Annotated in this window: 12 protein-coding genes; 8 read left to right on the forward strand and 4 right to left on the reverse strand. The window is 64.3% G+C overall.

Annotated features, from left to right (window positions below):
- Positions 1–68: 68 nt before the first annotated feature.
- From rnc to recO, 4 genes are read left to right on the forward strand one after another with little or no spacing between them, the layout of a single operon-like run.
- Positions 69–857 carry a ribonuclease III gene (rnc, locus tag VN004_RS14125; RefSeq protein ID WP_414710306.1) on the forward strand — a complete coding sequence of 263 codons (789 nt, stop codon included), beginning with the start codon at positions 69–71 and terminating at the stop codon, positions 855–857.
- The gene (gene era / locus VN004_RS14130; protein ID WP_325611161.1) at positions 850–1776 is read left to right on the forward strand and encodes a GTPase Era; all 927 of its coding nucleotides are present in this window, start codon (positions 850–852) and stop codon (positions 1774–1776) included. Before rnc ends, era begins: the two co-directional genes overlap by 8 nt.
- Positions 1777–1793: 17 nt before the next feature.
- A complete protein-coding gene (locus VN004_RS14135; protein WP_325611163.1) occupies positions 1794–2564 on the forward strand; it encodes an exodeoxyribonuclease III in 771 nt (256 codons plus the stop codon).
- 46 nt (positions 2565–2610) lie between these two features.
- Entirely contained in the window at positions 2611–3345 is a 735-nt protein-coding gene (gene recO, locus VN004_RS14140; protein ID WP_325611183.1) for a DNA repair protein RecO, read from the forward strand.
- 53 nt (positions 3346–3398) lie between these two features.
- Here the strand turns inward: recO and VN004_RS14145 are convergent, their stop codons facing one another.
- The gene (locus VN004_RS14145) at positions 3399–3653 is read right to left on the reverse strand and encodes a hypothetical protein (protein ID WP_325611165.1); all 255 of its coding nucleotides are present in this window, start codon (positions 3651–3653) and stop codon (positions 3399–3401) included.
- Positions 3654–3995: 342 nt separating this feature from the next.
- Here VN004_RS14145 and parC point away from each other — a divergent pair, with 342 nt between their 5' ends.
- Both parC and VN004_RS14155 read left to right on the forward strand, forming a co-directional pair.
- Positions 3996–6254 (forward strand): DNA topoisomerase IV subunit A, encoded by a 2259-nt coding sequence (gene parC / locus VN004_RS14150; RefSeq protein ID WP_325611167.1) that lies wholly within the window; start codon positions 3996–3998, stop codon positions 6252–6254.
- 374 nt (positions 6255–6628) lie between these two features.
- On the forward strand, positions 6629–7507 hold the full coding sequence (locus VN004_RS14155) for a hypothetical protein (protein ID WP_325611169.1): 879 nt from the start codon (positions 6629–6631) through the stop codon (positions 7505–7507).
- Between the two features lie 50 nt (positions 7508–7557).
- Here VN004_RS14155 and VN004_RS14160 read toward each other — a convergent pair whose 3' ends face one another.
- Together VN004_RS14160 and VN004_RS14165 are read right to left on the reverse strand one after the other, a co-directional pair.
- Positions 7558–8301, reverse strand: a complete 744-nt coding sequence (locus VN004_RS14160) for an arginyltransferase (protein WP_325611172.1) — start codon at positions 8299–8301, stop codon at positions 7558–7560.
- A gap of 53 nt (positions 8302–8354) precedes the next feature.
- Positions 8355–8900 carry an RDD family protein gene (locus VN004_RS14165; RefSeq protein WP_325611174.1) on the reverse strand — a complete coding sequence of 182 codons (546 nt, stop codon included), beginning with the start codon at positions 8898–8900 and terminating at the stop codon, positions 8355–8357.
- Positions 8901–8990: 90 nt separating this feature from the next.
- Here VN004_RS14165 and VN004_RS14170 point away from each other — a divergent pair, with 90 nt between their 5' ends.
- Together VN004_RS14170 and VN004_RS14175 are read left to right on the forward strand one after the other, a co-directional pair.
- Positions 8991–10211, forward strand: a complete 1221-nt coding sequence (locus VN004_RS14170) for a threonine ammonia-lyase (protein WP_325611176.1) — start codon at positions 8991–8993, stop codon at positions 10209–10211.
- A gap of 40 nt (positions 10212–10251) precedes the next feature.
- Positions 10252–11133, forward strand: a complete 882-nt coding sequence (locus tag VN004_RS14175; RefSeq protein WP_325611179.1) for a DUF4344 domain-containing metallopeptidase — start codon at positions 10252–10254, stop codon at positions 11131–11133.
- A gap of 269 nt (positions 11134–11402) precedes the next feature.
- Here VN004_RS14175 and hemB read toward each other — a convergent pair.
- Positions 11403–12448, reverse strand: a 1046-nt coding sequence (gene hemB / locus VN004_RS14180) for a porphobilinogen synthase (RefSeq protein ID WP_414710305.1), incomplete at its 5' end; no start/stop codon positions are given.

Raw genomic sequence — 12448 nt, forward strand, 5'->3', positions numbered from 1 at the left:
ACAGCGCAGCGGCCGAACCGAATGCGCGTAAGCCGCGCAAGTCGGCCGCGGTAAAGCGCAAGGCGGCGGTGACCGAGCCGCCGGCTGCGTTGCAGGCTGACGCTGCCGCGGCCGAGGCGAAGCCGGACGGCGGCGCTGCCCAGGCTGGGGAAAAGAAGAAGCGCAAGGTTCAGCGCGCTTCGGCTCTCGAGACCACCATCGGCTACAAGTTCCGCGACAAGGCGCTGCTCGAACGGGCGCTGACGCATATTTCGGCGCTCAAGGGGCAGGGGCGGATCGGCAGTTATCAGCGCCTGGAATTCCTCGGCGACCATGTCCTCGGGCTTGCGGTATCGGAAATGCTGTTCGCGGCCTTCCCCAAGGCCGAGGAGGGTGAGTTGTCGCGTCGTCTCGCCGACCTCGTCCGCCGCGAATCCTGCGCCGATGTCGCGCGCGCAATCGATCTCGGCGCCTCGCTCCGGCTCGGTCCGTCCGAGGTGCGCGCGGGCGGCCGGTCGCGGGTCGCGATCCTCGCCGATGTCTGCGAATCGCTGATCGGTGCGGTGTTTCTTGATGGCGGCTACAAGGCGGCCAAGGCCCTCGTGGAGCGCTATTGGTCGGACCGGATGCGCAAGCCGGCACGGCCGCTGCGCGACCCGAAGACCGTCTTGCAGGAATGGGCGCAGGCGCGCGGATTGCCGACGCCGTCCTATCGCGAGGTGGAACGCACAGGTCCTCATCACGATCCGGTCTTCCGGGTCGCGGTGGCGCTCCCCGAACGCGATCCGGCGGAGGGACGCGGCCGGTCGAAGCGCGCGGCCGAGCAGGCGGCTGCGGCGGCGATGCTGGCGCGCGAAGGTGTCCGTGCCGATGGCTGAAGACGCGTCCACAACGCCCGCGACGACCCGCTGCGGGTTCGTCGCCCTGATCGGCGCGCCCAATGCCGGCAAATCCACGCTGATCAACGCGCTGGTGCGCAGCAAGGTCTCCATCGTCAGCCGCAAGGTGCAGACCACGCGCATGCCGGTGCGCGGCATCGTGGTCGAAGGCGCCTCTCAGCTCATCTTCGTCGATACGCCCGGCATCTTCACCCCGAAGCGCAGGCTCGATCGGGCGATGGTCACGAGTGCCTGGTCCGGCGCGCAGGATGCCGATCTCGTCGGCCTTCTGGTCGACGCCCGCAAGGGTCTCGACGAGGAGACCGACGCCATCGTTACGAAACTCGCCGAGACGCCGCGACGGACATTCCTGATCCTCAACAAGGTGGATGTCAGCGACAAGCCGGCTCTGCTGGCGCTCGCGACCGCCCTGAACGGCCGCGTGAAATTCGCTGCGACCTTCATGGTGTCGGCGCTGACCGGCGACGGCGTCGATGACGTGCGCAGCTGGCTCGCCGGCGAAGTGCCGTTCGGGCCGTGGCTCTATCCTGAAGACGAGATGTCGGACATGCCGATGCGTCTGCTCGCGGCGGAGATCACGCGCGAGAAGATGTTCGAGCGCCTGCACCAGGAATTGCCGTATCAATCGACCGTCGAGACCGAAACCTGGACCGAGCAGAAGGACGGTTCGGTGCGCATCGAGCAGACGATCTATGTCGAGCGCGACAGCCAGAAGAAGATCGTGATCGGGAAGGGCGGCCAGACCCTGAAGACGATCGGCGCCGAAGCGCGCAAGGAGATTTCGCAGATCGTGGAAGCGCCCGTTCACCTCTTCCTGTTCGTGAAGGTGCGCGAGCGCTGGGGCGACGATCCGGAACGCTACCGGGAGATGGGGCTGGAATTTCCCAAAGACGATTAAGGCGTCGTTGGCCCCGTATGAAAATCGCCACCTGGAACATCAACAACATCAACCGGCGGCTCACCAACCTCCTGCGCTGGCTGAAGACGGCGGAGCCCGACATTGTCGCTCTGCAGGAGCTGAAATGCACCGACGGCGATTTCCCGGCCGAAGCGCTGCGCAAGGCCGGCTATAGCGCGGTCTGGCGCGGCCAGAAGACCTGGAACGGCGTCGCGATCCTGTCGCGTGGCGGCGAGCCCGTGGTGACGCGAATGGCGTTGCCCGGCGACCGCGAGGACACCCAGAGCCGCTATATCGAAGCCGCCGTCGACGGCATCCTGATCGGGTGCCTGTATCTGCCGAATGGCAATCCGCAGCCCGGCCCGAAATTCGACTACAAGCTGAAATGGTTCAGGCGCCTGTCGGCGCATGCCCGCAAGCTATTGAACGCCAAGGTTCCGGTGGCCCTGATCGGCGACTACAATGTCGCGCCGACGGCAATCGACATCTACCCGACGCGGTCCTGGGACAACGACGCGCTGGTCCAGCCGCGGAGCCGCGCGGCCTATGCGCGGCTTTTGAAACAGGGCTGGACCGATGCGATTCGAGAGACTTACCCGGACGAACGCATCTACACCTTCTGGGACTACAAGCGGAACCGCTGGGCCCGCGACGCCGGGCTCCGGCTCGACCACCTTCTGCTCAGCCCGCAATTGAAGAAGCGGCTGAAGAATGCCGGCGTCGACCGCGCCGAGCGCGGGCGGGAAGGCGCGAGCGACCACGCCCCGGCCTGGATCGCGCTGAAGTAGCAGGCGCAGTCTCGACAACGCGGCCGCGATGGCACATGTCTTCTCCATGCAATGGAGCGACGACGGATTCGTCCTCGGTATCCGGCGGCACGGCGAGGCGAACGCCATTCTCGAACTGATGACGCGCGAGCATGGGCGTCATCTCGGGCTCGTGCGCGGCGGCGCGGGCAGCCGGATGCGGCCGGTGCTGCAACCGGCCAATGCGGTGCGAGCGCATTGGCGGGCGCGTCTCGACGATCATCTCGGCACCTACACCATCGAACCGATCGCCTTGCGCGCCGGCGCCTTGTTTGCCGACCCCCACGCGGTGTTTGCGATCACGCATCTTGCGACCATGGCGCGGCTCCTGCCCGAGCGCGATCCGCATGAAGTCGTGTTCGATGCGCTGGAGGTGATCGTCTCACATCTCCATGATCCGGCTTTGTGTGCGACGCTTGTGGTGCGGTTCGAACTGTTGATGCTGTCGGAGCTTGGCTTCGGCCTCGATCTTGGAAGCTGTGCCGCGACCGGCTCGTCGTCGGACCTGATGTTTGTCTCGCCGAAATCGGGCCGGGCGGTGTCGCGGGGCGCGGGCGAGCCATGGCGGGATCGCCTGCTGGCGCTTCCGGCCTTTCTCGCCGGCGAATCCGAACGCGCCGACGCGCGCGACATTCAGGCCGGCTTTGAGCTGACCGCGTTCTTTCTGGCCCGCCATGTGCTGGAGCCGCGCGGCCTGATGCTGTCGGATGCGCGCGCGCATTTCATCGCCGCGGTCCGTCGCAAATTACCGGACGCCGCCTGAACGAAAAGGGCCGGCCCCAGAGGACCGGCCCTTCGTTTTCGTTGCCGGATCGCTCAGCGGCAGATGCGCTCGCGCCAGCAGTGATAGCCGTAAGGCCCGTAGCCGCAGCGGCGCACATAGTAGCAATACGGCTGATAGCGATAGCCATAGCCGCCACCGTAGCCACCGTAATATTGCGCGGGTGTGAAGAGACCGCTGACATTCAGCGTCGCACCGGAATGCGGTGTACTGATCGGGGCGGCGACAGCGGCGCCCATGCCCAATCCCAGCCCCGCAACGATAGTCAGGGCAGCAGCGAAAGTTCTCATTCTCTGGATCTCCATTTCTGTCGACGCGCAACAGCAACGCTGCGCTTTACCGGCAGCGATGGCTGCCGGCCGCGTGACCCGGCCCGGACGAGTTCCGGGCGCGGTTAGAAAGACCACCCTGACCGCAAACAGTCCCCAGCGCGGCCACCCGCAAAAATTACCACGGAATTGAACATCCGCGTGCAATTTTAATCCATGCTCCAATAAATCGTGCGTGACTGGCCAATTTCAGGCAGTTTTTGACCGACAGCGCCGCCACGGGGAAGGTCCTTTGCACCAAACACGGTCGGCGGCCCGCACCGGTTCGCTTGTTCGCCGAACCCGGCCGGGTTACCGAACGGCATGGCCACACGGGTGATTCCTCCACCGGACAAGGACATTCAGGAGATTGCGCTGCGCGACGCGCTCGAGGAGCGCTATCTCGCCTATGCACTCTCCACGATCATGCATCGCGCATTGCCCGATGCGCGCGATGGGCTGAAACCGGTTCATCGCCGCATCCTCTACGGCATGCGGCTGTTGCGGCTTGATCCCGGCACGACGCCGAAGAAATCCGCCAAGATCGTCGGCGACGTGATGGGTAACTTCCATCCGCATGGCGATCAGGCGATCTACGACGCGCTGGTCCGGCTCGCGCAGGATTTCTCCTCGCGCTATCCGCTGATCGACGGGCAGGGCAATTTCGGCAATATCGACGGCGATAACGCCGCCGCCTATCGCTACACCGAAGCGCGCATGACCGAGGTCGCGCGGCTCCTGCTCGAAGGCATCGACGAGAACGCGGTCGACTTCCGTCCGAACTATGACGGGCTGACCGAAGAGCCCACGGTGCTGCCGGGCGCTTTTCCCAATCTGCTCGCCAACGGCTCGCAGGGCATCGCGGTCGGCATGGCGACGTCGATCCCGCCGCACAATGCCGCCGAACTCTGCGACGCGGCGCTGTTCCTGATCGACAATCCGAATGCGCGATCGAAGACGCTGATGAAATACGTGCCGGGTCCGGACTTCCCGACCGGCGGCGTGATCGTCGACAGCAAGGAAGCGATCGCGGAGGCCTACACCACCGGCCGCGGCTCGTTCCGGGTCCGCGCGCGCTGGACCAAGGAGGAGACCGGCCGCGGCGGCTACCAGATCGTGGTGACGCAGATCCCGTTCCTCGTGCAGAAGTCGCGGCTCGTTGAGCGCATCGCCGAGCTTCTCAATGAACGCAAGCTGCCGCTGGTCGCGGACATCCGCGACGAATCCGCCGCCGACATCCGCATCGTCATCGAGCCGAAATCGCGCACCGTCGATCCGGTGCTGCTGATGGAATCGCTGTTCAAGGTGAGCGAGCTGGAAAGCCGCATCCCCTTGAACATGAACGTGCTCGTGAAGAACGGCCGCGTGCCGCGCGTGGTCGGGCTCGCCGAAGCGTTGCGCGAATGGCTCGACCACCGTCGCGACGTGCTGGTCCGGCGCTCGCAGCACCGGCTCGAAGCCATCGAGCATCGGCTGGAAGTGCTGGGCGGCTATCTGATCGCCTATCTGAACCTCGACAAGGTCATCAAGATCATCCGCACCGAGGACGAGCCGAAACCGGTCCTCATCAAGACCTTCAATCTCACCGACCTGCAGGCCGATTCCATTCTCAACATGCGGCTGCGCAATCTGCGCAAGCTCGAGGAGATGGAAATCCGCCGCGAGGACAAGGACCTGCGCGACGAGTTGAAGAAGCTCAAGGCGCTTCTCAAGTCCGAGGACGAGCAGTGGAAGACGGTCGCTGGCGAGATCAGGAAGGTCCGCGAGACATTCGGCCCGAAGACCGAACTCGGCAAGCGCCGCACCACCTTCGGCGAAGTCAGCGATGTCGAGCAGGAGCTGGCTGAAGTCCTTGTCGAGCGTGAGCCGGTGACGGTGGTGGTGTCGGAGAAGGGCTGGGTCCGCGCGCTCCGCGGCCATGTCGCCGATCTGTCCTCGATCGCCTTCAAGGCGGACGACGCGTTGCAGTTCTCGTTCTTTGCCGAGACCACGTCGAAATGCGTGTTCTTCGGGTCGAACGGCAAGTTCTACACCATCGATGCAAGCAAGCTGCCCGGTGGACGCGGTCACGGCGAACCGGTGCGGCTGTTCATCGATCTCGAGCAGGATGCCACCATCGTCGCGGCGTTCAAATATCAGGGCGGCCGCAAGTTCATTCTGGCGTCCGGCGAGGGCAAGGGCTTCGTCGTGTCCGAGGACGAATGCCTCGCCAATACGCGCAAGGGCAAGCAGGTGTTGAACGTCAAGGCGCCGGACAGGGCGGTTGCGATTGCGCTCGTTGAAGGCGACCTCGTCGCGGCGATCGGCGAGAACCGCAAGATGATCGTGTTCCCGATCAACCAGGTGCCGGAGATGACGCGCGGCGCCGGCGTTCGCCTGCAGCGCTACAAGGACGGCATCCTGAGCGACATCACGACCTTCGACTCCAAGGGCGAGGGGCTCGGATGGTTCGATGCGGCGGGCCGCGCGCAACTCACGCCGCTGAAGGAACTGGCGGCGTGGCGTGGCAATCGCGGCGATGCCGGCCGCGTCAAGCCGGACCGGTTCCCGAAGAACAACAAGTTCGGCAAGAGCATCGCCTAGCGATCGCGCCTTTTCCTGAAAGCAGCCGCTCTCATGGAAGCGGCTGTGCTGTCACGAAAGCAGTCTCTCTCATGAGAGAGCCACTCTCATGCAGCAGCGCTCTCTCATTGCAATCGTCCGCAAACGCGGGCGATCCGATCGACACACAATGAGGATACTGGGTGCACCGCTGTCGCGCGGCATGACAGGAGTGATGCGGTTCCACAAATGAGCGATGTGGTTCCATCCGCTGCCACGCAGACAATGCAGTTATGTCTTGATCGCGCCGCATTCGCGACTTGCGGGTCTCGCGACTCAGATAACGTTTCGCATCCGTCGTGGTGAATTGTGCAGGCAGTCTGCGCTTTCCCGCGAAGATCTCAGGGGGGAATGCGATGCGCTCTGTCATGGCGCTTTCCGTTGCGCTGGTGTTTGTCGTGGGAGTGGCCAGTGCGCATGCACAGACGCCGCGGTCCGGCTTTTTTGTTGGTGGTGGTGTCGGCGCCGGCTTCGCAAAATTCGGCTCGCAGTCCGTCTACAACAAGGGAATTTCGGACACCTATTCAAACGGCGCGCTGATCGCATCCGGCACTGCCGATGGGCCTCCTGTCGATGCGGGATTTGGCACCGATTCCGCGGCCACGTTCGGCGCGCAATTCGGTTATTTCGACCACGTCGGCAATTCCGACTGGCTGTGGGGCGCGAAGTTCACCTACAACTATCTCGGCCTCAAGTCCGGGACGCCGAACCTCATCATTCCGCAATACGGCACGTCGTCGGCGCCGGGGGTTCCGACCTTCACCGGCTATTCCGTGACGCAGTCCTATTCGGTCGAAGTCAATCACCAGATGACGTCGCTCCTGTACCTCGGGAAATCGTTCGGGCAGGGCTTCGTGTATGCCGGCGCCGGGGTGTCGCTGTCGCGGTTCAAGGTCGACCTCGACGGTGTCGTCGGCTATGCGACGCTGAACGGGGTGTTCACGAATGTGTCGGGCGCACCACAAAGTTTCTCGAGCACGGACTGGCGCTTCGGCGCGGCGATCACCGCGGGCGTGACCTATTATCTGACGCCGTCATGGTTCGTCGATCTCAGCTACCTCGTGACCATTCCCGATACGCGCACCGCGTGGTTCACGTCGGGATTCTATAATCCGGGCACTCCGGACACGTTCAAGGGAACGCTGATCGGCAGCGCGACGTCGAATGTCGACACGACGCAAACGATCATGGTCTCGCTCAACCGGATGTTCTGGGCGACTCCCGGTCGGGAATAGCGGCTGAGGCCGCTTTTGTATTGGCCTTCCGTGGGGCGGAGAGATCCGCCTCACATCTCGGCGCGGACCCAGCCTTGGGACACTAATCGTTCCTGCGGGAGGAAGCGGCTCTTGTAGTCCATCTTGCGCGAACCGCGCACCCAATAGCCGAGATAGACGTAGGGCAGGCCCATCTGTTTGGCGCGGGCGATGTGGTCGAGGATCATCAGCGATCCGAGCGAGCGCTGCTCGTGGTCGGGATCGAAGAACGAATAGACCATCGACAGCCCGTCGCCGAGAATGTCGGTGAGCGCCACCGCGATCAGCGTGCCGGCGCGGCGCGGACTTGGGACCGACGGCGCCAGCCGGTATTCGACGATGCGCGTCTCGACGTGCGAGTCTTCCACCATCATCGCGTAGTCGAGCACGGTCATGTCGGCCATGCCGCCGTCACGATGGCGCTCGTCGAGATAGGCGCGGAAGATCGAATATTGCTCCGAACTCGGCACCGCCGCGCGCATCTCGCCCGACACATCGGCGTTGCGCTGGGCGATCCGCCGCATCGACCGCGTCGGCACGAAATCGTCCACCACCACACGGACCGACACGCAGGCGCGGCAGGTCTCGCAGGCGGGGCGGTAGGCGATCGACTGGCTTCTGCGAAATCCGCCATGGGTGAGGAGGTCGTTCAGCCCCGGTGCGCGATCGCCGACGAGATGCGTAAACACCTTCCGCTCCTCCTTGCCGGCGAGGTACGGGCACGGCGAGGGAGCGGTCAGATAGAATTGCGGGGTATCGCGCGAATGCTGGGTCACGGTCCGGCCAATGTCTCCTCAAGGGAAAGTCTGGCCCGGCCGGCCCGGTTTCGTCAAACGATACCGGGTTCCGGTCCGACCGGGCGCGGCGGACGGGCCCGGTCCGGGTTGTTGATCACGACCGTGCCAATCAGGACATCGTGCAGCAACCGGCCCCGCGTGTTGAAAAAGCAGACCAGGAGAATGAGCGGCGTCAGCAGGCTGGTCGTGAGCCAGAACAGCCCGGCATGGACGACCGCGAGCACGAAATAGGAGGGCGCGCCGTACCAGGTCCGCATCTGGATATCGAGCGCGCGCATGCCGATCGTGGCCGATTGCGGCCCGCCGAGCGTGGTGCCGTAATAATACGCGGCCCAGATCAGCGTGATCACCGGCATCAGCGAGAACAGGCCAAAGCCGAAGCCAAGCGTCACGATCCCGATCGCAAAGAAGAACAGCCAGACCAGAATCAGCGGGATCGCGAGGATCACGAGATCGATCAGGAAGGCGAGCACGCGGCGCGCCGGCACCCCGTCGAACAGTTCCGGATTGGTCGCGGGGTCATACATATGCGGCTTGACGTCGTAGGCCACCCCGATCCGGTCGCGCTCGTCTGCCATCGGTCCCTCGAACCCGGCTTTATCCCATCGGGGGAGATTAACGCATCGCCAAGTTGCCGCCTATAGTGAGGCGGCAAGGGAAGCGCGACCATGATCAGGCTGAGCGATATCGGGAATGCGCAGACAATTCTCGAAGGCCGTGTCCTGCGCACGCCGATGCTGCCGGCGCCCAAGCTGTCGGCGCTGACCGGCGCCGAGGTGTTCGTGAAATATGAGAACCTGCAGGTCACCAATTCCTTCAAGGAACGCGGCGCGGTCAACAAGCTTGCAAGCCTCGATCCGGGCGACCGCGCACGCGGCGTGATCGCGATGTCGGCCGGCAATCACGCGCAGGCGGTCGCCTATCACGCGCAGAAACTGCGGATCAGGGCGACCATCGTGATGCCGGTCACGACGCCCGCAGTGAAGGTCGCATCGACGCGGGCGTGCGGCGCGATGGTCGTCCTGCATGGCGAGAGCATCGCCGAAGCGCAGGCGAAGGCCGAGGAATTGCAGGCCCGCGAAGGCCTCGTCTTCATCCACCCTTACGACGATCCGCGGATCATCGCCGGGCAGGGGACCATCGCGATCGAGATGCTCGAGGAACGTCCGGACCTCGATTGCATTGTGGTCCCGATCGGCGGCGGCGGCCTGATATCCGGCAACGCCATCGCCGCGAAAGCCATCAGCCCGCGGATCGAGGTGATTGGCGTCGAGGCGGAGCTTTATCCGTCGATGTGGAACGCGCTTCATGGCGAGGACCGGCCCTGCGGCGGCGCGACGCTCGCCGAGGGCATCGGGGTCAAGAATGTCGGCAAGCTGACGCTGCCGATCATCCGCGACCTCGTGTCCGACGTGCTCCTCGTCAGCGAGACGCAGCTCGAACGCGCGGTCAACGCCTATCTCACGCTGCAGAAGACGATGGCGGAAGGCGCGGGAGCGGCCGGCCTTGCGGCGATGCTGAAGGAGCCGGATCGCTTCAAGGGCCGGCGGATCGGCCTGATCCTGACCGGCGGCAATATCGATCCGCGCATTCTCGCGTCGATCATGGTGCGCGAACTCGAACGCGACGAGCAGATCGTCGCGTTTCGTCTGACGATTCCGGACCGGCCGGGTGTGCTCGGCACCATAGCCAGCCGGCTCGGCGAACTCGGCGCCAATATCCTTGAAGTCGACCACAAGCGATTGTTTCTCGACGTGCCGGCGAAGGGCGCGCGGCTCGACGTCACCGTGGAAACGCGCGATCGCGCGCATGCCGAGGAAATTCTGTCTGCGCTTGCTGAAGACGGCTATCAGCCCACGCGCATCAATGCGAGCGCGGTGATGGGATGACGGGCCGCCCTGACTGACAGGCAACGAATGGGAGCCACAGATGCGGATCGCAGCGTGCTTGCCGTTTCTATGCTGTCTGATGCTGGCCGATCTTGTGAGCGCCGGCGCGCAGGAAATGCAACCGAAGCAGATCGACATCCAGTATGTCGAACCGAAGAACGAGAAGTTGCAGCCGGTTTACGAGCAGATCAGGAAAGCCCATGCGCTGGAGATGATGCAGTCGCTCCTGCAGCCGCTGCGCTTGCCGCGGCGCCTCCTCATCAAGACCGAGGACTGCGATGGCATATCCAACGCCTGGTACGAAGATGACGTCATCACCGTCTGCTACGAATATCTCGACGATCTCTGGAAGAACGTGCCGTCCGCCCCGACCGGAGGGATCGCTCCGATCGACGCGCTGATCGGCCCGACCATTGACGTGTTCCTGCACGAGGTCGCGCATGCCGTATTCGATTACTGGAATACGCCGATCTTTGGCCGCGAGGAGGATGCCGCCGATCAGTTCTCGGTTTACTTCATGCTGCAATTCGACAAGGGCGAAGCGCGGCGGCTGATCCTCGGCAATGCCTGGCAATACCAGGGCGACATTCGCTCGCCCGTCGTCGTGCAATCCTTGCGTAAATTCTCCGACGTGCATGGCACGCCCTCGCAGCGATATTTCAACGTGCTGTGCATCGCTTACGGCGCAGATCCCGTGCTGTTCGGCGATTTCGTCGAAAGCGGCAAGCTGCCAAAGGATCGCGCCGAAGGCTGCGAGTTCGAATATCAGCAGGTCGCGAATGCCTGGACCCAGCTGATCGAGCCCCATATCGATCAGGACCTGAAACGGGAGTCGTTCGTCGTCTGGCTGCCGCCGGTCGAGAAGCAGCCGGTGCGCCGGACCGACAAGCCCGACTTGCGCAGGCTGCTGCGGCGGAATTGAGTTTTTCGAGCGCTGGCCGCGAATGCGGATCGCGGTATTGTGCCCTCTCCCCTTGAGGGAGAGGGCTGCGCGATCTGGTCCGCGAGTCGTGATGGGTGAGGGGTGTCAGTGCCTCGGTGAGGGGTGTCGGCGTCTCGATAGAGTTGCACCCCTCACCCAACCGAGATTGCCGTGAACGCGGTGTTGCCCTCTCCCTCAAGGGGAGAGGGCGCAAATACAAGCGCCTCGCTCGGAGGTGCGCCGCGCTCGTGCGTGCAGCGCTCGCCGCGTTACCGCAACAACTCCGCGGCCTTTGGCGCGAAATAGGTGAGGATACCGTCGGCACCGGCGCGCTTGAACGCGATGAGGCTCTCCATCATCGCCTTGTCGCCATCCAGCCAGCCGTTCTGCACCGCCGCCGAAATCATCGAATATTCGCCAGACACCTGATAGGCGAAGGTCGGCACCCCGAACTCGGTCTTCACGCGCCGCACGATGTCGAGATAGGGCAGGCCGGGCTTCACCATCACCATGTCGGCGCCTTCGTCGAGGTCGAGCGCGACCTCGCGGATCGCCTCGTCGGAATTGCCGTAATCCATCTGATAGGTGCGCTTGTCGCCGGTCAGCGTCTTCGAGGAGCCGACGGCGTCGCGGAACGGCCCGTAGAAGGCCGAGGCATATTTCGCCGCATAGGCCATGATCGCCGTATCCTGATGCCCGGCATCGTCGAGCGCCATCCTGATCGCGCCGACGCGGCCGTCCATCATGTCGGAGGGGGCGATGATGTCGCAACCGGCATCGGCCTGCACCAGGGCCTGCCGTGTCAGAACGTCCACGGTCTCGTCGTTGAGGATCACGCCATCGTGCATCAGCCCGTCATGGCCGTGGCTGGTGAAGGGATCGAGCGCGACGTCGCACAGGATGCCGATCTCCGGCACCGCCTTCTTGATCGCGCGCACCGCGCGGCACACGAGATTGTCGGGATTGGTCGCCTCGCTGCCGGCTTCATCCCGCAAGGCCGGATCGGTGTAGGGGAAAATCGCAACGCAGGGGATCGCCAGCTTCGCCGCGCGTTCGACATCGCGGACCGCTTCTTCGATCGAGAGCCGGTCCACACCCGGCATCGACGGCACCGGCGTGCGCTTCGTCTTGCCGTCCACCACGAAGATCGGCCAGATCAGGTCGGCGGTCGACAGCTCGTTCTCGCGCACCATGCGGCGCAGCCAGTCGGTGCGCCGCAGCCGCCGCGGCCGGTGCGCCAGATCGAGCGGGAGGTGAGGGGGCGTCTCAAGCGGCACCACCTTGGTCTTGCGTTCGAGCGGGCGGCCGTACTTGA

Source organism: Pseudorhodoplanes sp., from assembly GCF_035565855.1.
Taxonomy (GTDB): Bacteria; Pseudomonadota; Alphaproteobacteria; order Rhizobiales; family Xanthobacteraceae; genus Pseudorhodoplanes.

Excerpts from the sequence above, each read along its gene's own strand:
- VN004_RS14145 (WP_325611165.1), bottom strand. The coding sequence starts at position 3,653 with ATGAGAACTTTCGCTGCTGCCCTGACTATCGTTGCGGGGCTGGGATTG.
- VN004_RS14135 (WP_325611163.1), top strand. The coding sequence starts at position 1,794 with ATGAAAATCGCCACCTGGAACATCAACAACATCAACCGGCGGCTCACC.
- era (WP_325611161.1), top strand. The coding sequence starts at position 850 with ATGGCTGAAGACGCGTCCACAACGCCCGCGACGACCCGCTGCGGGTTC.
- VN004_RS14175 (WP_325611179.1), top strand. The coding sequence starts at position 10,252 with ATGCGGATCGCAGCGTGCTTGCCGTTTCTATGCTGTCTGATGCTGGCC.
- VN004_RS14170 (WP_325611176.1), top strand. The coding sequence starts at position 8,991 with ATGATCAGGCTGAGCGATATCGGGAATGCGCAGACAATTCTCGAAGGC.
- recO (WP_325611183.1), top strand. The coding sequence starts at position 2,611 with ATGCAATGGAGCGACGACGGATTCGTCCTCGGTATCCGGCGGCACGGC.
- VN004_RS14165 (WP_325611174.1), bottom strand. The coding sequence starts at position 8,900 with ATGGCAGACGAGCGCGACCGGATCGGGGTGGCCTACGACGTCAAGCCG.
- VN004_RS14155 (WP_325611169.1), top strand. The coding sequence starts at position 6,629 with ATGCGCTCTGTCATGGCGCTTTCCGTTGCGCTGGTGTTTGTCGTGGGA.
- parC (WP_325611167.1), top strand. The coding sequence starts at position 3,996 with ATGGCCACACGGGTGATTCCTCCACCGGACAAGGACATTCAGGAGATT.